At 70.6% G+C, this 22022-nt stretch carries 23 protein-coding genes; 6 read left to right on the top strand and 17 right to left on the bottom strand.

Features of this window, described 5'->3' with window-relative positions:
• Nucleotides 1-9 precede the first annotated feature (9 nt).
• On the top strand, nt 10-216 hold the full coding sequence (locus tag VF612_RS00870) for a hypothetical protein (protein WP_408657953.1): 207 nt from the start codon (nt 10-12) through the stop codon (nt 214-216).
• A gap of 377 nt (nt 217-593) precedes the next feature.
• Here the strand turns inward: VF612_RS00870 and VF612_RS00865 are convergent, their stop codons facing one another.
• The 7 genes from VF612_RS00865 to VF612_RS00835 form a co-directional block, all read right to left on the bottom strand.
• Nucleotides 594-875 (bottom strand): type II toxin-antitoxin system RelE family toxin, encoded by a 282-nt coding sequence (locus VF612_RS00865; protein WP_408657952.1) that lies wholly within the window; start codon nt 873-875, stop codon nt 594-596.
• The gene (locus VF612_RS00860) at nt 872-1150 is read right to left on the bottom strand and encodes a type II toxin-antitoxin system Phd/YefM family antitoxin (protein WP_408657951.1); all 279 of its coding nucleotides are present in this window, start codon (nt 1148-1150) and stop codon (nt 872-874) included. The genes VF612_RS00865 and VF612_RS00860 overlap by 4 nt, the downstream gene beginning before the upstream one ends.
• A gap of 161 nt (nt 1151-1311) precedes the next feature.
• On the bottom strand, nt 1312-2112 hold the full coding sequence (locus tag VF612_RS00855) for a potassium channel family protein (RefSeq protein ID WP_408657950.1): 801 nt from the start codon (nt 2110-2112) through the stop codon (nt 1312-1314).
• Between the two features lie 56 nt (nt 2113-2168).
• Complete coding sequence (locus VF612_RS00850; RefSeq protein ID WP_408657949.1) at nt 2169-4082, bottom strand: ABC transporter ATP-binding protein; 1914 nt, start codon at nt 4080-4082, stop codon at nt 2169-2171.
• Between the two features lie 282 nt (nt 4083-4364).
• Nucleotides 4365-5144 carry an enoyl-CoA hydratase/isomerase family protein gene (locus VF612_RS00845; RefSeq protein ID WP_408657962.1) on the bottom strand — a complete coding sequence of 260 codons (780 nt, stop codon included), beginning with the start codon at nt 5142-5144 and terminating at the stop codon, nt 4365-4367.
• 26 nt (nt 5145-5170) lie between these two features.
• Nucleotides 5171-5386 carry a helix-turn-helix domain-containing protein gene (locus VF612_RS00840; protein WP_408657948.1) on the bottom strand — a complete coding sequence of 72 codons (216 nt, stop codon included), beginning with the start codon at nt 5384-5386 and terminating at the stop codon, nt 5171-5173.
• Nucleotides 5387-5506: 120 nt separating this feature from the next.
• A complete protein-coding gene (locus VF612_RS00835) occupies nt 5507-7111 on the bottom strand; it encodes an ABC-F family ATP-binding cassette domain-containing protein (protein ID WP_408657947.1) in 1605 nt (534 codons plus the stop codon).
• Between the two features lie 207 nt (nt 7112-7318).
• Here VF612_RS00835 and ypfJ point away from each other — a divergent pair, with 207 nt between their 5' ends.
• On the top strand, nt 7319-8248 hold the full coding sequence (gene ypfJ, locus VF612_RS00830; protein WP_408657946.1) for a KPN_02809 family neutral zinc metallopeptidase: 930 nt from the start codon (nt 7319-7321) through the stop codon (nt 8246-8248).
• Nucleotides 8249-8341: 93 nt separating this feature from the next.
• Here ypfJ and VF612_RS00825 read toward each other — a convergent pair whose 3' ends face one another.
• The 8 genes from VF612_RS00825 to VF612_RS00790 form a co-directional block, all read right to left on the bottom strand.
• A complete protein-coding gene (locus VF612_RS00825; RefSeq protein WP_408657945.1) occupies nt 8342-8686 on the bottom strand; it encodes a metal-sulfur cluster assembly factor in 345 nt (114 codons plus the stop codon).
• Nucleotides 8683-9150: a Fe-S cluster assembly sulfur transfer protein SufU gene (gene sufU / locus VF612_RS00820; protein ID WP_408657961.1), complete on the bottom strand. Its 468-nt coding sequence runs from the start codon at nt 9148-9150 to the stop codon at nt 8683-8685. Before sufU ends, VF612_RS00825 begins: the two co-directional genes overlap by 4 nt.
• A 79-nt stretch (nt 9151-9229) precedes the next feature.
• Nucleotides 9230-10489: a cysteine desulfurase gene (locus VF612_RS00815; protein WP_408657944.1), complete on the bottom strand. Its 1260-nt coding sequence runs from the start codon at nt 10487-10489 to the stop codon at nt 9230-9232.
• Between the two features lie 103 nt (nt 10490-10592).
• Nucleotides 10593-11348: a Fe-S cluster assembly ATPase SufC gene (gene sufC, locus VF612_RS00810; RefSeq protein WP_408657943.1), complete on the bottom strand. Its 756-nt coding sequence runs from the start codon at nt 11346-11348 to the stop codon at nt 10593-10595.
• Nucleotides 11349-11410: 62 nt separating this feature from the next.
• The gene (locus VF612_RS00805) at nt 11411-11722 is read right to left on the bottom strand and encodes a non-heme iron oxygenase ferredoxin subunit (RefSeq protein ID WP_408657960.1); all 312 of its coding nucleotides are present in this window, start codon (nt 11720-11722) and stop codon (nt 11411-11413) included.
• Nucleotides 11719-12915, bottom strand: coding sequence for a Fe-S cluster assembly protein SufD (sufD, locus tag VF612_RS00800; protein WP_408657942.1), 1197 nt, complete (start codon nt 12913-12915; stop codon nt 11719-11721). The genes VF612_RS00805 and sufD overlap by 4 nt, the downstream gene beginning before the upstream one ends.
• Nucleotides 12916-12918: 3 nt before the next feature.
• On the bottom strand, nt 12919-14349 hold the full coding sequence (gene sufB / locus VF612_RS00795; RefSeq protein ID WP_408657941.1) for a Fe-S cluster assembly protein SufB: 1431 nt from the start codon (nt 14347-14349) through the stop codon (nt 12919-12921).
• The gene (locus tag VF612_RS00790; protein ID WP_408657940.1) at nt 14346-15227 is read right to left on the bottom strand and encodes a helix-turn-helix transcriptional regulator; all 882 of its coding nucleotides are present in this window, start codon (nt 15225-15227) and stop codon (nt 14346-14348) included. The genes sufB and VF612_RS00790 overlap by 4 nt, the downstream gene beginning before the upstream one ends.
• A gap of 223 nt (nt 15228-15450) precedes the next feature.
• Here VF612_RS00790 and VF612_RS00785 point away from each other — a divergent pair, with 223 nt between their 5' ends.
• The 4 genes from VF612_RS00785 to VF612_RS00770 all read left to right on the top strand — a co-directional run bounded on the left by VF612_RS00785 (nt 15451) and on the right by VF612_RS00770 (nt 18888).
• On the top strand, nt 15451-16122 hold the full coding sequence (locus VF612_RS00785; RefSeq protein ID WP_408657939.1) for a lysophospholipid acyltransferase family protein: 672 nt from the start codon (nt 15451-15453) through the stop codon (nt 16120-16122).
• 95 nt (nt 16123-16217) lie between these two features.
• Nucleotides 16218-17147, top strand: coding sequence for an ABC transporter ATP-binding protein (locus tag VF612_RS00780; RefSeq protein WP_408657938.1), 930 nt, complete (start codon nt 16218-16220; stop codon nt 17145-17147).
• A gap of 44 nt (nt 17148-17191) precedes the next feature.
• A complete protein-coding gene (locus tag VF612_RS00775) occupies nt 17192-17908 on the top strand; it encodes an ABC transporter permease (protein WP_408657959.1) in 717 nt (238 codons plus the stop codon).
• Entirely contained in the window at nt 17899-18888 is a 990-nt protein-coding gene (locus tag VF612_RS00770) for a COX15/CtaA family protein (RefSeq protein WP_408657937.1), read from the top strand. The genes VF612_RS00775 and VF612_RS00770 overlap by 10 nt, the downstream gene beginning before the upstream one ends.
• Before the next feature lie 27 nt (nt 18889-18915).
• Here VF612_RS00770 and VF612_RS00765 read toward each other — a convergent pair whose 3' ends face one another.
• Nucleotides 18916-20748, bottom strand: coding sequence for a serine/threonine-protein kinase (locus VF612_RS00765; protein ID WP_408657936.1), 1833 nt, complete (start codon nt 20746-20748; stop codon nt 18916-18918).
• 149 nt (nt 20749-20897) lie between these two features.
• Nucleotides 20898-22022: DUF445 domain-containing protein (locus VF612_RS00760; RefSeq protein WP_408657935.1), on the bottom strand; the 1125-nt coding region annotated here is incomplete at its 5' end.

Raw genomic sequence — 22022 nt, 5'->3', positions numbered from 1 at the left:
ACTGAGCCCATGGCCGCCTACACCGCACGGGTCGAACGGGGTGAGCAGTTCTGGCTCGTCACCGTTCCGGAGATTCAGCGCACCACCCAGGCTCGGACGTTGCGCGAGGTCGAGCTGATGGCCCGAGATCTCATTGCCGTGATGGAGCAGGTCGACCCGCAGTCCTTCGAGGTGAAGCGCGACATCGTGATTCCTTCGGATGGGCCAGAGCAGTAGGGCCCTCGACGATCACGGCAGGTTCTTAATCACTTCGGACGTGGCTTTCCCGCATCGTCGCGCTTTCACGCCAACGACCATCCTTGTTGCGGTCACGCTCCTGCGTGCCGCCGCCCTTTTGGGCACCTGCGGAGGTTTGGGCTTAGCTGCCATGCTGATCATCCTTCCAAGTGGAAACCTCGAGGTGCTCATTGAATCGATAGCGCTTTCGAGTATTTTACTACGGAGTGTGATCGGCGCATCCAACACGTTCGGCCTCAAAGTGCCTTACGGCCTCATCTGGATGGACATCTCGACGCCTTCGGCTCAAGCGCGGCCGACCGGAGCAGACCAGAAACCCCAGCCACCACATCAACAATGTGGAGCAACCTCACTGCTCAACGCGAGCGGTACACATCGGCGCGCCGGGCGATCTTGAGGACGTACATCACCTTGGTGTCATCGTCGAGCCGGTAGACGATGCGATAGTCACCGCGACGCGCAGCCCAGCGTCCGATCAACTCGCCCTGTAGAGGCTTCCCTCGGCGCTTCGGCGCTTCGGCAAGGCTGCCGAAGACAAAGGCCACCAGCGGCTCGGCGACCCGCGGCGGCACCGCTTGCAGGCTGCGCAGCGCGGCCCCGGTAAGCACTGGCCGGTACTCCGGCGAATCGGGGGTCACCGCCGTGGCGGCAAGTTCAATGCCTGGCGGACCTGGGCTTCGTCATAAACTCGTCCGGCGGTGACGTCGTCTTCGGCCTGGGCGAGATCCTCCTGGATGCCCGGCTGTGACAGCCAGAAAAGCGTCTCCTGCATAGACTCCCACTCGTCGGCTGACACCAGCACGACCGCAGGTCGACCGTTGCGCGTGATGGTGTACTGCTCGTGTTCCATCTCGGCGCGCTCTGTGTACTCCGACAGGTGCGCCTTCAGGTCGGACAGCGACGTAGTCTGCATGCGCTGATTATAGACCCAAATTCAGGGCGGAAGCAGAGCCGAATCAGGGTCCTAAGGAGAACTCACACCGGGCAAGCTGATCGCGAAGCATAGCGACGACAACGACCGAAGCGCCGAAGCGCGCCACGCTTTAACGGGCTGCCCGGCACTCCCATGCAGTACTACTTCTCACGTGGCATCACTGTTTGCTCGAAAGGCGCCTCAACCGCCTGGCCTCGCGAACCCTGCGTGGTGAGCGCGTCCAGCCGCTCACGGATCTGCGCCAGCTCGGTCATGACGTCGTGCAGGCTGGTCTCCGTCGTCGCCACGTCGGGCGTTTGAACGCGCTCCACGAACCAGGCCGCGATGGTCGCGGTGACGACAGCGAGCAGCGCGATACCGGCAAGCATGAGCGCGACGGCGACCGTGCGCCCCTCACCTGTCACCGGGTACCTGTCGCCGTAGCCCACGGTCGTTACGGTGGTCGCCGCCCACCACAGCGCGTCCTGAGCTGTCGTCAGGGTTGCTCCGTGGGCATCCCGCTCGGCGTCGAGCACGAGCCCTGCGCACACGACGCACATCAGCAGGACGGCGCCAAGCGCGTAGGCAGCGGTTCCCATCACCCGACGTTCGGCGGCACGACGGCCACCCGCTCCGAGGACTCCGACCACGCGCAGCAAGCGCAGCGGGCGCAGCACCGGCACTGCAAGGGCGAGCAGGTCGGGAATGTGATGACGCAGGAAGGCGCGACGGCTCGGTGACAGGTACAGGCGCACCGCGAAGTCCACTGCGAACGCCGCCCAGATTGCGACGTTGGAGACCCAGAGCGCTCGGTGCGCGGTCGCAGGCAAGCCGGGACGGTACAGCGGCAGCAGGAACACTACGAGGAACGCAAGAGCCAGCACGAGCAGTGGCCCATCGGTGGCCCGCCGCCAGCGATCAGCAGCGCTACCAGCCCGGACCGAGTCCGTCTCAAGGCTCACGCGGCGGAGGCTATCCCAAGATCGAGCTGCCCCTGACCAGGCTCCACGCTCACGGACTAGCTGACTACCTCGGCTTCGACGTCCTGGTCGCGGACCTGCCTGCCGGGGGCGAACTGGGTGCGGTACAGCTCCGCGTACAGCCCACCGGCCCGCAGCAGGTCATCGTGGGTGCCGGACTCCACGATCCGGCCCTCGTCGATCACCAGCACCTGGTCGGCGGCCCGGATGGTGGACAGCCGGTGCGCGATCACCAGCGACGTCCGGCCCTGCAGGGCGCCGGCCAGCGCAAGCTGCACCGCGCGCTCGCTCTCGCTGTCCAGGTGGGCGGTGGCCTCGTCCAGGATCACGATCGGCGGCGCCTTGAGCAGCAGCCGGGCGATGGCGATCCGCTGCTTCTCGCCACCGGACAGCCGGTAGCCGCGGTCACCGACCACCGTCTCCAGCTGGTCGGGCAGCTCGGCGATCTTGTCGGCGATGTTCGCCGCCCGCAACGCCTGCCACAGCTCGGCGTCGGTGGCCTGCGGCCGGGCATAGCGCAGGTTCGCCGCGATGGTGTCGTGGAACAGGTGGGCGTCCTGGCTGACCACGCCGATCGCGTCCCGCAGCGACTGCTGGGTGACCGTCCGGACGTCCTGCCCGCCGACCCGCACCGCCCCCGTCCGGACGTCATAGATCCGCGGCACCAGCTGGCTGATGGTGGTCTTGCCAGCGCCGGACGGGCCCACCAGCGCAATCATCTGACCGGCCTGGGCGGTGAAGCTGACGCCACGGAGCACGTCCTGGCTCGGGGTCTGGTCCAGCACCGCGACGTCCTCCAGCGAGGCCAGCGACACCTCCGAGGCGGTGGGATAGGAGAACCAGACGTCGTCGAACTCGACGGTCGCCGTGGCCGGCGTGACCTGGATCGGCACGGCGCCGGGGGCGTCGTTGATGAGCGGCGCCAGGTCGAGCACCTCGAACACCCGGTCGAAGCTGACCAGGGCGCTCATCACGTCCACCCGGATGTTGGACAGCTGCATCAGCGGGCCGTACAGCCGGGACAGCAGCAGCGCCAGGGTGACCACGGTCCCGGTCGACAGCTGCCCGGTCAGCGCGTAGTAGCCGCCCAGGCCGTAGACCAGCGCCTGCGCGAGGCTCGCCACCAGGCTCAACGCGGCGAACAGCGCCCGGCCGTACATCGCCGACCGGACGCCGATGTCGCGGACCCGCGCGGCGCGGGAGCTGAAGGACACCGACTCGTCCACCGGCTTGCCGAACAGCTTCACCAGCAACGCCCCGGAGACGTTGAACCGCTCGGTCATGGTGGCGTTCATCGACGCGTTCAGGCCGTAGGACTCCCGGGTGATCGCCTGCAGGGTGCTGCCGACCCGCTTGGCCGGCAGCACGAACACCGGCAGCAGCACCAGCGCCAGCGCGGTGATCTGCCAGGACAGCGTGAACATCACCGCGGCGGTGAACACCAGGCTGACCGTGTTGCTGACCACCCCCGACAGCGTGGAGGTGAACGCCTGCTGAGCCCCCAGGACGTCGCTGTTGAGCCGGCTGACCAGGGCGCCGGTCTGGGTCCGGGTGAAGAACGCCAGCGGCATCCGCTGGATGTGGTCGAACACCCCGGTGCGCAGGTCGAAGATCAGGCCCTCGCCGATCCGGGCCGAGTACCACCGCTGGATCAGCGACAGGCCGGCGTCGACCACCGCCAGGCCGGCGATGATCACCGCGATCCAGATCACCACCCGGACCTCTCCCCGGCTGGTGATCTCGTTGATCACCCGGCCGGCCAGCACCGGGGTGGCGACTCCGATCATGGCGTCCAGCACGATGATGATCAGGAACAGCAGCAGCTCGAGGCGGTAGGGACGGGCGAAGGCGATCACCCGGCGGGCGGTGCCGGCGCGCAGCGGCCGCTTGGACAGCGTGGCGTCCCGGCGCATCGAGCGCATCACCGAGTAGCCGCCACCGCCGGGCATCATCGCGTCATCACGGATCGATTATCCGCGCGCCGGGAACGGCCGCGGCGTGCTGGCCTGCCTAATTCGCTGGCAGCGCAACCGGCGGCTGCCGCGCTCAGCACCGATGGACCGGCCGTCGGATCGTTGGCCGCGCTGCCGCCGGATCGTTGGCCGCATTGCGGGAGGTTGTTCGGCGAGTCGCCCTGCTACGCGGCCACTGATCGCCTGGTTCACCGGATCAACCGGTTCGGCCTGGAATCAACCGGTTCAACGGGATCACCCGGTGCCCGTTATCCGGCCGGGCTACTCGGACAGGCCGGCCAGCATGCGGAGCTGTCGGTGCTGAGCCTCCCGCTCAGCCCGTTCCTGCTCGGCCTGGGACCGGTCCGCGGCGGCCAGCAGCAGCGCCTTGATCTCGGTCACCGCGGTCACCGGCCGCTCCAGGATCGCCGACACGAACCGCTCCCCCGCCTCGGCCAGCTCCCCGGGGGGCGCCACTGAACTCACCAGCCCGATCCGCAACGCCTCGTCGGCGCCCACCCGGCGTCCGGTGAGGCAGATCTCGGCCGCCCGGGAGTAGCCGACCAGCTCCAGCAGGCGCTTGGTGCCACCGAGGTCGGGCACCAGCCCGAGGGTGACCTCGGCCATGCTGAACTGGACGTCCGTCGCGGCGATCCGGACGTCGCAGGCCAGGCTGAGCTGAAACCCGGCGCCGACCGCGTGCCCCTGCACCAGCGCGAGGCTGACCAGGCCCGGGCGCGCGAAGACTCCCAGGCCCTGCTGGTACCCGGCGATCTCGGCGCTGGCCTCCTCGTGCCCGGCCTGGGCCAGCTGCTGGACGCCGGGAATGCCGTCCACCCCCTCGGGGGTGAACATCGCTCGGTCCAGGCCGGCCGAGAAGGACGGCCCGTCGCCGCGCACCACGAGCATCCGGACCGTGCCGGGCAGCGCGTTGACCGTCCGGGTCAGCCAGGCCCAGGTCAGCGGGTTCTGCGCATTGCGCTTGGCCGGCCGGTTCAACGTGAAGGTCGCGACCTGATCGGCGCGCGACAGCTCGACAGCGAACCCGGCGGCAGCCGGGATTTCCGGCTGGTAGCCGGGATCGGGGGTCAGGAGACGCTCTTCTTTCCCCTGGTGGCCCCGCCGCGACTGCGCAGCGACACCTCGTTCTCGCTCAGCAGCCGGTGGATGAAACCGTACGAACGGCCGTGCGTATCCGCCAACTCGCGGATGCTGCGGCCCTTCTCGTACTGCTTCTTCACTTCGCTCGCCAACTTGTTCCGGTCGGACCCCGTGATGCGGGCGCCCTTCTTCAGATCAGCCACCGTCAGTCCTCTCATTGGATAACGCAGCGCAGCACCGTGGTGCAGTGATCCGTTTTGCACGCATCCACCTTGCTAGCAGGCTGGCTCTCCCACCGCAATGGGCAGCGTGATCTTCCGAGCTCAGGCCAACGCCACCAGATCGGCCAGATCCGGGCTCCAGCTGTCCTCGACACCGTCGGGCAGCAAGATCACCTTGTCCGGATTGAGAGCTTCCACCGCGCCCTCGTCGTGGGTCACCAGCACGATGGCCCCGGCATAGCGGCGCAGCGCGTCCAGCACCTGCTCCCGGCTCGCCGGGTCCAGGTTGTTGGTGGGCTCGTCCAGCAGCAGCACGTTGGCCGCGCTGGTCACCAGCATCGCCAGCGCCAGCCGGGTCTTCTCGCCGCCGGAGAGCACCCCGGCGGGCTTGTCGACGTCCTCGCCGGAGAACAGGAACGCTCCGAGGACGCTGCGCAGCTGCAGGTCTGCGGGGTCCGGAGCGGCGCTGCGCATGTTCTCCAGCACCGTCCGCTCGGTGTCCAGGGTCTCGTGCTCCTGGGCGTAGTAGCCCAGCCGCAGGCCGTGGCCGGGCAGCACCTCGCCGGTGTCGGGCTTCTCGGCCCCGGCCAGCAGCCGCAGCAGGGTGGTCTTGCCCGCCCCGTTCAGCCCGAGCACCACCACCCGGGTGCCCCGGTCGATGGCCAGGTCGACGCCGGTGAACACCTCCAGCGAGCCGTAGGACTTCGACAGGCCCTCCGCGGTCAGCGGGGTGCGCCCGCACGGCGCGGGGTCGGGGAACCGCAGCCGGGCCACCTTGTCGTGCGCCCGCACCTCGGCCAGGCTGGCGTTGAGCGCGTCGGCCCGGCGCAGCATCTGCTGGGCGGCCTTGGCCTTGGTGGCCTTGGCCCGCATCTTGTCCGCCTGCCCGCGCAGCGAGTCGATCTTGCGCTCGGCGTTGGCCCGCTCCCGGGTGCGCCGGCGCTCGTCGGCCTCGCGCTGCTTGAGGTAGGTCTTCCACCCGACGTTGTAGATGTCGATGACGCTGCGGTTGGCATCCAAGTACCAGACCTTGTTCACCACCGCGTCCAGCAGCTCGACATCGTGGCTGACCACGATCAGCCCGCCCCGGTGGCCCTTGAGGAAGTCGCGCAGCCAGGTGATCGAGTCGGCGTCGAGGTGGTTGGTGGGCTCGTCCAGCAGCAGCGTGGTCGGCTCGCCGGCCGAGTCCGCGAACAGGATCCGGGCCAGCTCGATGCGCCGGCGCTGGCCGCCGGACAGGGTGCCCAGCGGTTGGGCCAGCACCCGCTCGGGCAGGCCGAGGTGAGCGCAGATCCGGGCCGCCTCTGCCTCCGCGGCGTACCCGCCGAGGCTGGAGAACCGCTCCTCGAGCTGGCCGTAGCGGCGTACCAGCGTCTCGTCGTCGTGCTCGTCGGCCAGCCGGTGGCCGACCGCGGTGAGCTGGTGCAGGATCTCGTCCAGGCCGCGGGCCGACAGCACCCGGTCCCCCGCGGTCTGCTCCAGGTCGCCGGTACGCGGGTCCTGGGGCAGGTAGCCGACCGGTGAGGTGCTGCTGACCTGGCCGCCGTGCGGCAACGTCTCGGCGGCGAGCACCTTGAGGCTGGTGGTCTTGCCGGCGCCGTTGCGCCCGACCAGCCCGATCCGGTCGCCGGCCTGGACCCGCAGCGTGGTGGGCTGCAGCAGCAGCCGCGCGCCCGCGCGCAGTTCGAGGTCGGTGGCGGTGATCATGTGACGGCACTTTCCGGTTCAGGGCTGATGGGCATGGAGGCACAGGTGGCCGGGCTCAGCGCGGAACGGTGCTCACGTCTGACCAGATTACCCCACCTCGGCGTCCGGGACCGCCTCACGCGGGCCGCGCGGGACCGCGCCCAGGTACCGTTCCACTGGATTCGGCGGCTCCAGCAGCGGGGACCGCCCGACGGCGGATGGTGGACGATGCAGTTCAACGACGACGCCCAGCTGGACACCTCGCAGGTACAGGACGCCCGTGGCGGCGGGATGGGCCGGGGCGGCCTGGCCGTCGGCGGCGGTGGCCTGGGGCTGGTCGGGCTGATCGCCGTGGTGCTGTTCAACGTCCTCGGCGGTGGCGACGGCGGCTCGGCGGGTGGGCTGGGCGGCCTCAGCGGTCTCGGCCAGGGGTCCAACCCCAACTCGATCGACAACAGCACGCTCAGCAGCGAGTGCCGCACCGGCGCGGACGCCAACGAGCGCGCCGACTGCGCGATCGTGGCCGACATCGACTCGGTGCAGGCGTTCTGGGCCACCCAGCTGCCCCGCGAGGGCACCCGGTACAGCAAGTCCCCGACGGTGTTCTTCACCGGCCAGGTCAACACCGGCTGCGGCGCGGCCAACTCCGGCGTCGGGCCGTTCTACTGCCCCGCCGACGCCAAGGTCTACATCGACCTGGCGTTCTTCAACGAGCTGAAGACCCAGTTCGGCGCGACCGGCGGGGCGTTCCCCAACGCCTACGTGATCGCCCACGAATATGGCCACCACGTGCAGGACCTGTTGGGGACCTCGGACCGGGTCAACCACAGCGAGAGCGGCCCGACCTCGGGCACGGTGCGGCTGGAGCTGCAGGCCGACTGCTACGCCGGGGTATGGGCCCACCACGCCACCACGGTTCCGTCCGCGAATGGCCGGCCGTTCATCGAGAACCTGACCCAAGCCGACATCGACGCCGCGCTGGACACCGCCGGCCGGATCGGCGACGACTGGATCCAGTCACATCTGGGCAGCGGCGGGGTGGACGAGAGCAAGTTCACCCACGGGTCCTCCGCGCAGCGGCAGAAGTGGTTCGGCGCCGGCTACAAGTCCGGCGACCCGGATCGCTGCGACACCTTCCGAGCGTCCAACCTCGGCTGAACCAGGTCGGTCGCGTTCTCGGACTGTCATGCCGACCGGCCGCTATAACGACCCGTGGGCATGTCGGTCCACCTGACGGGCTGAGCCTGAAGCTCAGACGTTGAAGCCGAGCGCCCGCAGCTGCTCGCGGCCGTCGTCGGTGATCTTGTCCGGGCCCCACGGCGGCATCCAGACCCAGTTGATCTTCATGGCGCTGGCCAGCGGCTTGGGCCCGCCGGTCAGCGCGGCCTCGGCCTGCTCCTCGATCACGTCGGTCAGCGGGCAGGCCGCCGAGGTCAGCGTCATGTCGACCGTCACCGTGGCGTCGTCGGCGATGTCCAGGCCGTAGATCAGCCCGAGATCGACGACGTTGATGCCCAGCTCGGGGTCGACCACATCGCGCAACGCCTCTTCGACGTCGTCCTGCGACGGCTTGGGAATGGTGCGGGCTTCGGTCATGACTGCGCTCCTTGTTCGGTGTTCCCGCTGGCCTCGGCCACGGCCGACTTCATCGCCATCCAGCCCAGCAGCGCGCACTTGACCCGCGCCGGGTACTTCGACACACCCTCGAAGGCCACCGCGTCATCGAGGGCCTCGGCCTCGTCCTCGGTGAGCTCGCCGTGCCCCTGCGACTGCATCAGCTCCAGGAACTTCTCCTGCAGCCGCAGCGCGTTCTCGATGGGCTGGCCGACCACCAGGTCGCTCATCACCGAGGTGGACGCCTGGCTGATCGAGCAGCCCTCGCCCACCCAGCCGAGCTCGGCGATCTCGCCGCCGGCGAGGCGCACCCGCAGCGTGACCTCGTCGCCGCAGGTCGGGTTCACGTGATGCACCTCGGCGTCGAACGGCTCGATCTGGCCGCGGTGCTGCGGGTGCTTGTAGTGATCGAGAATGATCTGCTGGTACATCGAGTCCATCGACAAGCTCATCGTTGACCTCGGCTCGTCGCGCAAGCGCTCATCGCTGAATTCACTCCGCGCCTCGCTTCGCTGCGATGCTCGCTCATCCGAACATCTCCTGCACCCGGGCCAGGCCCGCGACCAGGGCGTCGATCTCGGCCGTGGTGGTGTAGATGCCGAACGACGCCCGGGTGGTCGCCGGGATGCCATAGCGCACACACACCGGGCGGGCGCAGTGGTGCCCGGCCCGCACCGCGATGCCCTGCTCGTCCAGCAGCTGGCTGACGTCGTGCGGGTGGATGCCCTTGACCGTGAACGAGATGGTGGCCCCGCGCTCCTCGGGCGAGTTCGGCCCGATCACCTTCAGCCCCGGCACCGACGCGAACGCCTGCAGCGCGTACGCGGTCAGCTCCGCCTCGCGCTCCTGGATGGCCTCCATCCCGATCGCGCTGACGTAGTCGATGGCCGCGCCTAGCCCGACCGCCTCGGCGATCATCGGGGTGCCGGCCTCGAACCGGTGCGGCGGCGCGGCGTAGGTGGTGCCGGTCATGTCGACGGTCTCGATCATCTCGCCGCCACCCATGAACGGCGGCAGCTCGGCCAGCAGCTCGTACCGTCCCCAGAGCACCCCGACCCCGGTCGGCCCGTACAGCTTGTGGCCGGTGAAACCGAGGAAGTCGACGCCGAGCGCCTGGACGTCCACCGGGCGGTGCGGCGCGGACTGTGCCGCGTCGAGGATGGTGAGCGCCCCGACCGCCTTGGCCCGGGCCACGATCCTGGCCACCGGGTTGACGGTGCCCAGCGCGTTGGACTGGTGGACGAAGGACACCACCTTGGTGTGCGCGTCGATCCGCTCCTCGATGGCGGACATGACCAGCCGGCCGTCCTCGTCGATCGGGATGTAGCGGAACTCAGCACCGGTGCGCTGGGCCAGCAGCTGCCATGGCACCAGGTTCGAGTGGTGCTCCATCTCGGTCACCACGATGTTGTCGCCCGGGCCGATCCGGAACTTCTCCGCGCCCGGGAACGTGGTCGCGTTGGACAGCGAGTACGCCAGCAGGTTGAGGGACTCGGAGATGTTCTTGGTGAAGATCACCTCTTCGCGGCGCGGGGCATTGAGAAACGCCGCCACCTTGTCCCGGGCCGCCTCGAACAGCGTGGTCGCCTCGGAGCCGAGGGTGTGCACCGCCCGCGCCACGTTCGCGTTGTGCCGGGAGTAGAAGTCGTCGAGGGCATCGAGCACCTGGCGCGGCTTCTGCGAGGTGTTGGCCGAGTCCAGGTAGACCAGCGGGACCCCGTGCACCTGCCGGGACAGGATCGGGAAATCCTTGCGGATCACCTCGACATCGAAGGAACTGGACACCTGCACCGCCTCACTGAGCATTTCGCTGCTGAACTACGAGCCCTCTACTGAACAACGGACCGGGGCCGAGCCTTACCCCCGCCGCACTGGGAACTGCTGAGAACTACAGCACTGCCGCCGGCTCGTTCACGCCGTACCGGGCGTAGCCGTGCGCCTCGAGCTCGTCGGCGAGCTCGGCGCCACCGGACTCCACGATCCGGCCGTCGAAGAAGACGTGCACGAAGTCCGGCTTGATGTAGCGCAGGATCCGGGTGTAGTGGGTGATCAGCAGGGTGCCGATCCCGGTCTCCCGCACCTTGTTGACGCCCTCGCTGACCACCCGCAGCGCGTCGACGTCCAGGCCGGAGTCGGTCTCGTCCAGGATGGCGATCTTCGGCTTGAGCAGCGCCATCTGCAGGATCTCGTGCCGCTTCTTCTCACCGCCGGAGAAGCCCTCGTTGACGTTGCGCTCGGCGAAGGACTTGTCCATCTCCAGCTCGCTCATCGCGGTGTTGACCTCCTTGACCCAGGTGCGCAGCTTCGGCGCCTCGCCCCGGATCGCGGTGGCCGCGGTGCGCAGGAAGTTCGACACCGACACCCCCGGCACCTCGACCGGGTACTGCATGGCGAGAAAGAGCCCCGCTCGAGCCCTTTCATCAACAGCCATCGACAGCACGTCCTGGCCGTCCAGCAGCACCTGGCCGGAGGTGACCGTGTACTTCGGGTGGCCGGCGATCGAGTACGCCAGGGTGGACTTGCCGGAGCCGTTCGGGCCCATGATCGCGTGCGTCTGGCCGGAGGCGACGGTCAGGTTGACGCCCCGCAGGATCGGGGTGTCGTCCACGGCGACGTGCAGGTCGCGGATCTCGAGCTCGGACATCTGCTTGGTTCTCCTTAGGTTCTCAGGGTCTTGCGGGTGGCCGATACAGCCGGCGGCCAAGATCAGGTGTCGAGCTCGGCGTAGACGTCGCCGTCGACGACGGACGTGGGATAGACCGGGACCGGACGGGTGGCCGGCGGCCCGGTCGGCTTGCCGGTGCGCAGGTCGAACCGGGAGCTGTGCAGCGCGCACTCGATGGTGCAGTCGTCGACCTCCCCGTCGGACAGCGGGAAGTCGGCGTGCGAGCAGACGTCCTCGATGGCGAAGACCTCGTCACCGATGCGGATGACCGCGACCTCCAGATCGTCGAGCTCGACCCGCAGCGGGATGCCGGGGCTCAGCTCGGCGAGCGCGCACAGCCTGGTTGCCATCAGCTCTCCTCCAGTCCGGCCGGGGTGCCGCCGAGGCGGGTGTCGATGCTGGCCATCAGCCGGTCGTGCAGCTCCGGCACCTTGATGTGGTCGATCACGTCGGCGAAGAAGCCGCGGACGACCAGCCTGCGGGCCTCATCCTCGGGGATACCCCGCGACTGCAGGTAGAACAGCTGCAGGTCGTCGAAGCGGCCGGTGGCGCTGGCGTGCCCGGCGCCGGCGATCTCGCCGGTCTCGATCTCCAGGTTGGGCACCGAGTCGGCGCGCGCCCCATCGGTCAGCAGCAGGTTGCGGTTGAGCTCGTAGGTCGTGGTCGCCACGGCCGCCGGCCGGATCCGGACGTCGCCGATCCACACCGTCCGCGCGGTGTCGCCGTCGAGCACCGACTTGTAGACGACATGCGAGCTGCACTGGGGCACCGAGTGGTCGACGTAGAGCCGCGATTCCTGGTGCTGGCCCTCGCCGGCGAAGGACAGGCCGTACAGCTCGGCGGCAGCGCCCGGGCCGGCGTAGGTCACCGTCGGGTTCAGCCGCACCACGGCGCCGCCGAGGTTGACCGCGATGTGGGTGTAGTGGGCGTCCCGGCTCAGCCGGGCGGCGTGGGCCGCGACGTGGACGGCCTCGGCGTCCCAGTCCTGGACGCTGATCAGGGTCAGGTTCGCCCCGTCGCCGACCAGCACCTCGACGTTGGCGGCCACGGTCGCCTCACCGAGGTGATCCATCACCACGGTGGCCGAGCTGTAGGCGCGGGCGTCGATCACGAAGTGGCCGTAGTTCAGCCCCGGCTTGCCGATCGAGCGCAGCACGACCGGTTCGGACAGCTGCGCCTCGGCCGCGATGGTGACCAGCACGACCTGCGCGACGTTGGCCGCGGCCAGCGCGCTGACCCGGTCGGCCGGGGTCAGCGCCGCGCCGAACAGCTCGTGGTCACGTCCCACCGCGCGCAGCGTGACGCCGGCCGGCAGCTCGGTCTCGAAGCGGAAGGAATCGGCGGAGACGAACGGCTGGAACAGCGGGCGCAGCTTGCGCAGCGGGCTGAACCGCCAGTCCTCCTCCCGGCCGGTGGGCACGCCGAAGTCGTCGGGGTTGCGGGAGGTGAACCGCTCGGCCGGCGACCCGGTCTTGCCGGGACCGCCGTGGGCGTGTTCGCCGGCGAGCGCGTCGCCTGCCGGGGTGTCGGTGTTGGTGAGAGTCACTTGTTAGCCGACCGCGCCTTCCATCTGCAGTTCGATGAGCCGGTTCAGCTCCAGGGCGTACTCCATCGGCAGCTCGCGGGCGATCGGCTCGACGAAGCCGCGCACGATCATCGCCATCGCCTCGTCCTCGGACAGGCCGCGGCTCATCAGGTAGAACAGCTGGTCGTCGCTGACCTTGGACACGGTGGCCTCGTGGCCCATCGACACGTCGTCCTCGCGGACGTCGACGTAGGGGTAGGTGTCGGACCGGCTGATGGTGTCGACCAGCAGCGCGTCGCACTTGACCGTGGACCGGCTGTGGTGTGCGCCGGGCTCGACCTGCACCAGGCCGCGGTAGGAGGTGCGGCCACCGCCGCGGGCCACCGACTTGGAGATGATCGTCGAGGAGGTGTGCGGGGCGGCGTGCACCATCTTGGCGCCGGCGTCCTGGTGCTGGCCCTCGCCGGCGAAGGCGATCGAGAGCACCTCGCCCTTGGCGTGCTCACCGGTCATCCAGACGGCCGGGTACTTCATGGTGACCTTCGAGCCGATGTTGCCGTCGACCCACTCCATGGTCGCGGCCTCCTGCGCCACGGCGCGCTTGGTGACCAGGTTGTAGACGTTGTTCGACCAGTTCTGGATGGTGGTGTAGCGGCACCGGCCACCCTTCTTGACGATGATCTCCACGACGGCCGAGTGCAGCGAGTCGGAGGAGTAGATCGGCGCGGTGCAGCCCTCGACGTAGTGCACGTAGGCGCCCTCGTCGATGATCATCAGGGTCCGCTCGAACTGGCCCATGTTCTCGGTGTTGATCCGGAAGTACGCCTGCAGCGGGATGTCGACGTGCACGCCCTTGGGGACGTAGATGAACGAGCCGCCGGACCACACCGCGGTGTTGAGCGCCGCGAACTTGTTGTCACCGGACGGGATGACGGTGCCGAAGTACTCCTTGAACAGCTCCTCGTGCTCGCGCAGCGCGGTGTCGGTGTCCAGGAACAGCACGCCCTGGGCCTCCAGGTCCTCGCGGATCTTGTGGTAGACCACCTCGGACTCGTACTGCGCCGCGACGCCGGAGACCAGCCGCTGCTTCTCCGCCTCGGGGATGCCCAGCTTGTCGTAGGTGTTCTTGATCTCGGCCGGCAGGTCGTCCCAGGACGCGGCCTGCTTCTCGGTCGAGCGCACGAAGTACTTGATGTTCTCGAAGTCGATGCCCGACAGGTCCGAGCCCCAGTTCGGCATCGGCTTCTTGCGGAAGATCTCCAGTGCCTTGAGCCGGCGCTCCAGCATCCAGGCAGGCTCGTTCTTCAGCGCTGAGATGTTGCGCACGACGTCGGAGTTCAGGCCCCGCCGGGCGGTGGAGCCGGCCACGTCGGTGTCCGACCAGCCGAACTTGTATGTCGACAGCGCCTCGATCTGCTCGCCCTGGAGAAGGGTGCGCTCAGCTGCTGTGGTCATGTATGTGCCTCCCGGTTCGGGACTTCCGCGTCTGTGATGGTGCGTGCTTGCCTGGTCGTGCCTGCTTGCGTGGTCGTGCCTGCTTGCGTGGTGCCTGCCTGCGTGGTGGTGCGGGCGCCGCCGGGCCCGAGCGGGCCGGCGGGTGAGACGTGGGTGGTGCAGACGCCGTCGCCGTGGGCGATGGTGGCCAGCCGCTGCACATTCGCGCCGAGCGTCGAGGCCAGCGCCCGGGTCTCGGCCTCGCACAGCTGCGGGAACTCCGCGGCCACATGCGCCACCGGGCAGTGGTGCTGGCAGAGCTGGCTGCCCTGCCCGGCATTGCCGGCCGGGACGACGTTGGCGGCATAACCCTCGGCCGTCAGCGCCGCGGCGACCAGGCCGGCCTTCTGGCGGGGGTCGACCCCGGCGAGCTCCGGCGTGGCGAGCTGGGCATTGATCCGGTCGAACAGGGTGCTCGCGCGGTGCTCGGCGAAGGCCACCACCGCGGCCTCGCCGCCGGTGTCGCGCAGGTAGCGCAGCGCCGTCGAGGCGAGATCGTCATAGGCGTGCCCGAAGCTGGCCCGGCCGGCGTCGGTGAGGGCGTAGGCCCGGGCCGGCCGGCCCCGGCCGCGCGGGCGCAGGCTGGAGGCGCGGGGCTGCACCTCGACGAAGATGCCGTCGACCACCAGGGCGTCCAGGTGCCGGCGGACGGCAGCGGCGGACAGCTGCAGCCGCTCGGCCAGCGCCGCGGCGGTCAACGGGCCGGACTCCTGCACCAGCCGGGTCACCGCGTCACGGGTGCGGCCCTCGGCGGTGCCGGCCATGCTGGTCGGGCGGGCAGCGTCGGGCGCCGCTGCGGCGGCGGGAGCCGGAGCCGTGCTGGTGCCCGTGAATTTCACAAGATAAGTATGACGTATTTCCCGAGCTGATCCCAGCCCGGGGCCTTCCAGCGGCCGTGGTGTCGCGTGGCGTTGCTCTCATGATGCTCGCCCGGGCCGGTTCGATCGTCGCAGACAGGGTCATTCCGGACGTGCGTCCCGACGCTGGACCGCCCTGGCGTCGGGTGTGCGGCAGGGGGCATGGGGCATCCGGCGCGCCGAGCCGAGGCGGTAGGTTCGCGGGGTGCTGTACCGCGCCGCCGAGCTTCTGGTTTCGCCGCTGGTGCGCGCCTACTTCAGGCCGCAGGCGACCGGCCAGCAGTACGTGCCGCGCACCGGGCCCGCGATCATCGCCGGCAACCACCTGTCCGCGGCCGATGAGGTGTTCACCCCGATCACCGCCGGCCGGCAGGTGCTGTACTTCGCCAAGGCCGAGTACTTCCAGGGGGCGGGGCTGCGGGGCCGGATCACCGCCTGGAGCTTCCGCGAGTTCGGGCACGTGCCGGTGGACCGGGACAACCCCCGGGCGGCGGCCAACACCATCGACGTCGGCGTGGAGCTGCTGGCCCAGGACAAGGCGCTGGGCATCTACCCCGAGGGCACCCGGTCCCCGGACGGCCGGCTGCACAAGTTCCGCACCGGGGTGGCTCGGCTCGCGCTGCGCTCGGGCGCCCCGGTGATCCCGGTGGGCCTGGTCGGCACCGACAAGGTGCTGAGCGAGGGCGACCGGCACTGGTACCGCGCGCCGGTGGAGGTGCACTACGGCCCGGCGCTGGACTTCTCCGGCCGCGCCGAGGACGAGCGCTCGTCCCGGAAGCTGCGCGAGGTGGCCGAGACCATCCGGGAGGCGGTCCAGAAACTGTCGGGGCAGGACTACGTCGACACCTACGGCAGCTCGGTGAAGGCCATCGACTGACCTGAGGGCTGCGCGTACTGGTCTTGGCGCTGCCCCGGTTCACGTCCGCGGCCGGGGTGTGCGCCGACGCCCCGCGCACTACCTAGACTTGACCGGTGCCCGCCGCCGCTGCCGTCGAGATCACCGATCTTGTCAAGCGCTATGCCGGCCGGCCCGCGGTGGACGGCATCTCGCTGACCGTGCCCCGCGGCCAGCTGCTGGCGCTGCTGGGCACCAACGGGGCGGGCAAGACCACCACCATCGAGATCTGCGAGGGGTTCCGGCGCGCCGACAGCGGCCGGGTCCGGGTGCTCGGACTGGACCCGGCCACCGACAGCAGGCAGTTGCGTCCCAAGGTCGGGGTGATGCTGCAGGGCGGCGTCGGCGGCTACACCGGGGCCCGCGCCCTGGAGCTGCTGCAGCTGTTCGCCAGCTATGCCGCCCATCCGCTCGACGCCGCCGACCTGCTCGCCGAGGTCGGGCTGGCCGAGGTGGCGAGCACCCCGGTCAAGCGGCTGTCCGGCGGCCAGCAGCAGCGGCTGTCGCTGGCGATGGCGCTGGTATCCCGTCCGGAGCTGCTGTTCCTGGACGAGCCGACCGCGGGGATGGACCCGCAAGCCCGGCGGGTCGCCTGGGAGCTGATCCGCCGGTTGCGCCGGGACGGCGTCAGCATCGTGCTCAGCACCCACTACCTGGACGAGGCCGAGGAGCTGGCCGACCACGTGGTGATGCTGCATGCCGGCCGGATCGTCGCCGAGGGCAGCCCGGCCGAGCTGACCCAGGCCGGGTCGGCGGGCCAGGTCCGCTTCCGGGCGCCGGCCGGGCTGCCGATCGCGGAGCTGCAGGCCGCGCTGCCGGCCGGCGCCCTGGTCAGCGAGCCGGCCGCCGGGCGGTACCTGGTGTCGGGTGAGGTCACCCCCGCGCTGCTGGCCGGCATCACGTCCTGGTGTGCCGCCCGTGACGTGCTGGCCGAGGGGCTCAGCGTGGAGCGGCGCAGCCTGGAGGACGTCTTCCTCGCCCTCACCCTGCCGCGGACTGCCCGGTGATCACCACCTTCGCGCCGGCTCCGGGCGCCGCGCCGGCTGCCCGGATGCTGGCCGCCCAGACCCGGATGGAGCTGCGGCTGCTGCTGCGCAACGGCGAGCAGGTCGGCCTCACCCTGGTGATCCCGCTGCTGCTGGAGTTCTTCTTCAACCTGCCGCTGCTGTACTCCCTGGACGTCCCGCGCCGGATCGACTTCGTGGTGCCCTCGGTGCTCGCGCTGGCGGTGATGAGCGCCTCGTTCACCGGCCTGGCCATCGGCACCGGCTTCGAGCGCAAGTACGCGGTGCTCAAGCGGCTGGGCGCCACCGCGCTGTCGCGCCGGGTGCTGCTGCTCGGCAAGACCTGCGCGGTGTTGATCCTGCAGGTGCTGCAGGCCGTCCTGATCTGCCTGTTCGGCCTGGTGCTGGGTTGGCGGCCAAGCGGCGGCGCGGTGTCGGCGGCGGCGCTGATCGTGCTGGGCACCTTCGCCTTCGGCGCCCTGGGCCTGCTGCTGGCCGGCGCCGTCCGGGCCGAGATCACGCTGGCGTCGGCGAACCTGATCTGGCTGGTGCTGCTGTTCGCCGGCGGCATCGCCGTGCCGCTGTCGCGCTACCCCCAGGCTGCCGTGGACGTGCTGCGCTACCTGCCGTCGGCGGCGCTGTCCGACGGCCTGCACCAGGTGCTCCAGCACAACGCGGGGCTGCCGGTGCGGCCGGCCGTGACGTTGCTGGTCTGGGCGGCGGTGGCGTTGCCGGCCGCGGCGAGGTGGTTCAAGTGGGAGTGACCGACGCCCGCTGGCTACGCCGGCCGGCCACCCTGCGCCGGCTGGCGCTCGCGTCGGTGATCGCCAACGTGGTGATCGTGGTGACCGGTGGAGCGGTGCGGCTGACCGGGTCGGGGCTGGGCTGCCCGACCTGGCCGTCCTGCACCGAGGCCTCGCTGACCCCGACCCGGGAGTACGCCGTCCACGGGATCATCGAGTTCGCCAACCGGCAGCTCACTTTCGTGCTCGTCGCGGTGGTGCTGGCGACCCTGGTGGTCGCGGTGCTGGCCCGCCGGCAGATCAGGCTCGCGGCGCTGGTGGCGGCGAGCATCCCCGCCCAGGCGGTGCTGGGCGGCATCACGGTGCTGACCCACCTCAATCCCTGGACGGTGGCCGCGCACTTCCTGCTGTCGATGCTGATCATCGCGGCGGCGTTCGCGCTGTGGTGGCGGCTGCGCGAGCCTCCGGCTGCCCTGGGCGATAACCACACGGTTGGCGTGGACGAGGGCCGCGCGGCTGCGGGTGGTGGCCGCCGAGCCGCCGAAGGCAGCCTGCGGGCCACGGCCTGGACGATCCTGGCGCTCACCGCGGCGGTGCTGGCGATCGGCACGGTGGTGACCGGCAGCGGCCCGCATGCCGGCGATGAGGGCGCCGCCACCCGCCGGATCGCGTTCGACCCGGGCTCGGTGTCCCAGCTGCACGCCGACGTGGTGATGCTGCTGATCGGGGTGAGCCTCGGCTTCGCGGTGCTGGCCCGGGCCGCTGGCGCCCCGGACCGGTTGCGCCGGGCAGCCTGGCTGCTCCTCGCCGTGGAGCTGGCCCAGGGCCTGATCGGGTACGTGCAGTACTTCACGCACGTCCCGGCGGTGCTGGTCGGCTTTCACATGCTCGGCGCCTGCCTGGTGTGGCTGGCCGCGCTGGCGGTGCTGGCCCACGCCCTGCGCAGGCCCGCCGCCGTCGACGCGGTGGTCCGCCAGCCCCTGGCCGGCCAGCGGCGCTAGTCGCTTTCCGCCAATCCCGGAGGGGTACTAGCCGCTCTTGGTCGACTGGCCGGTCCCGGTCCCCGGGCTGCTGACGCCGGCCGGCGCCGCGCTGGTGGTTCCGGTACCGGAGGCCGAGCCGGTGCCGGACGGGCTCGTCGACGTGCTCGCCGGGCTGCTCGTCGCCGGCGCGCTGCTGGTCGGCGCGGCGCTGCTGGTCGCGGGCGCGCTGCTCTTGGTCGGCGCGGTGCTGCTGGTCGCGGGCGCGCTGCTCTTGGTCGGCGAGCTGCTCTTGGTGGGCGAGCTGCTGGCGGACCGGCTGGGCTTGGAGCTGCCGCCGCCCGAGCTGGGGACCGAGCCGATCGGGGCCAGCGAGGTGGCGCTGCGCGTCGGCTTGGCGGACGGTTGCACGATGGCGCTGCTGGACACCGCCTGCCCCGGCAACGTCCCCGGGCTCTTGGTCGACGGGTCACGCACCAGGGCCAGGCCACCGGCTGTCAGGGCAGTGGCCAGGACAATGGCGGCCGCCGCAGCCCCCACCAGCGGCCCACGCCCCCAGGCCCGGCGCCGTTCCGGCTCGTCGAACACCTCGTGCTGCTCATCCACCATCGGCGGCATGGGTGGCAGGCCGGCGGGGATGAAGGCGGTGGCGAGCTCAGGATCCACCGCGGGACCGGAGGCTGCTGCCGGGAGGAACGGCGTCGAGCCCACCCCGGGGCCATCGGCCAGGTCCATGTCGGCCAACGCCTCGCCGGCCACCGCTCCACCGGCCACAGCTCCGGCAGCCATCGCTCCACCGGCCACAGCTCCACCGGCCACAGCTCCGGCAGCCATCGCTCCGCCGGCCACAGCTCCGCCGACCGGCAGCGCCGTGGTTCCGTCCAGCGCCGTGGTTCCGTCCAGCGCCGTGGTTCCGGCCAGTCCGGACGCGGCCGCCAGCGGGGCGCCGCCCGCCAGCACCGCGTCACCGGCCAGCAGGCCCGAGCCGGGCGCGGCCAGCATCGGGGTCGGCAGCCCGACGCCCTCGCGCAGCGTCCGGGCCACCTCAGCGGCGCTCGGCCGATGCTCCGGGTCCATCGCGGTCATCGCCTGCAACAGCTCCGGCCACGGCTGCGGCAGGCCGGCCGGGATCTCCGGCGAACGGTCCAGCCGGGCCAGCACCGCCTCCAGCGCCGGGCCCTCGTAGGAGCGCCGTCCGGTGAGCGCCTCGATCAGCACCAGGCCGAGGGCGTAGACGTCGGCGGCCGGGCCGACCTCGGCGCCGCGCGCCTGTTCCGGGGCCAGGTACGAGGCGGTGCCCACCATGAAGTCGGCGCTGGTCAGGTGCTCGCTGCCCAGCAGCCGGACGATGCCGAAGTCCGACAGCCGCGCCCGGACGGTGGTCTCGCCGGTGGTGCTGTCGGCTCCGAGCAGGATGTTGGCGGGCTTGATATCGCGATGCACCATGTGCTGGGAGTGGACGTAGGCCAGCGCGCCGGCGATCTGGATGGCGACCTCGCGGGCCTCCGGCTCGGTCAGCGGCGCCTGGGCGATCTGGGCGGCCAGGCTCGGGCCGTCGATCAGCTCCATCACCAGGAAGGCCGGCTCGCCGTCGGCGCCGATCGAGCCGTCGAACAGGGTGATCAGGTTGGGATGGCTGAGCCGGGCCAGCGTCTGCAGCTCCAGCTCCTGGCGCTGCACGCCGCCGGTGACCTCGTCCGGGTCCGCGTGGGCGCGGAACACCTTGACCGCGACGTCGCGGGCCAGCAGCTGGTCGTGAGCGCGGAACACCTCGGCCATGCCGCCGGCGCCGACCCGGTCGATCACCCGGTAGCGGCCACCCAGCAACCAGCCGGGCTGGCCGGGCTGCGGCGGTGGTGGAGGCACGGCTTCGACGGGCACCGGCATCGCCTCGGTCGCCGGGCCCAGCTCCGAACCGGTGGTTGCCTCACCACCAGCGGGGGCGCCGAAGTTCGCGTCCTCAGAAATAGCTCTCTCCCAGCCAACGGAGCCGCTGTTGGCTCAGCGATTCGCTACAAGGCTAGCTGGCCTCACAGCAGCCGGCTGGCAGAGTAGATGAAAAGCCCCACCAATGATCCGACCACGGTGCCGTTGATCCGGATGAACTGCAGGTCCCGCCCGACCTGCAATTCCAGCCGGCGCGCGGTCGAGTCGGCGTCCCAGCGCGAGACCGTGTGGGTGATCACCCCGGTCAGCTCGCCGGAGTAGTGGGCCAGCACGTGCCTCATCACGCCGAGCAGCCAGCGGTCGCACTTGGCCTGCAGCGCCGGGTCATCGCGCAGCGCCGTGCCGGTCTGCCGGATCACCGAGGCGCCCACCCGGCGCAGCTCGGAGTTCGGGTCCAGCGCAGCGTCGAGCACCGCCTTCTTCAGCGGCACCCACAGCGACGCCAGCGCGTTGCGCACCGCCGGGTGGTCGAGCAGGTCGGACTTCCACTGCTCCAGGTGGGCCGCGGCCTGCGGATCGGTGCGCAGCTGCACCGCGTACTGCCGCAGCCGCTGGTCGAACTGGATGCGCAGCGCGTGCTCGGGGTCGCCGGCGACATCGGCCAGGAAGTTCTGGACGCTGGCGAACAGCTTGGTGAAGACCCTGCCGTCCACCCACTCCGGCACCCACTCCGGGGACTCGTCGGCGACCCGCTTGCGGAACACGTCCCGGTTGTCGTCGAGGAAGCGCATCAGCGACCGCAGCCCCTCGGTCATCAGCACCTGGTGCTGGTTGCCCTCCACCGCCAGGTCGAGCACCTTGGCCACCACCGGGGCGGCCGGCAGCCGGCGCAGCTGGGCATCGGCGAAGTTCTCGATGGCCACCCGGATGTCCTCATCGGCCAGCACGGTGTTCGCGCCGGCCAGGGCCACCCCGAACTCGTGCGAGAGCTTCTCCGGACGGTCGCCGGTGGCCAGCCACTCCCCCACCCGGCGCGGGATCTGGGCGGCCTGCAGCCGGGGGCCGACCACCTCCGGGGTCAGGAAGTTCTGCCGGAGGAAGTCGCCCAGGCTCTCCCCGATCTGGTCCTTCTTGCGCGGGATGATCGCGGTGTGCGGGATCGGCAGGCCCAGCGGGTGCCGGAACAGCGCGGTCACGGCGAACCAGTCGGCCAGCCCGCCGACCATCGCCGCCTCGCTGGCCGCCTGGATGAACGGCCAGATGCCGTG

The sequence above is a fragment of the Jatrophihabitans sp. genome (genome assembly GCF_036388195.1).
In the GTDB taxonomy this organism is placed as follows: Bacteria; Actinomycetota; Actinomycetes; order Mycobacteriales; family Jatrophihabitantaceae; genus Jatrophihabitans_A.
The sequence above is the reverse complement of the archived record's forward strand: the minus strand, read 5'-3'. Positions and strand labels throughout refer to the sequence as shown.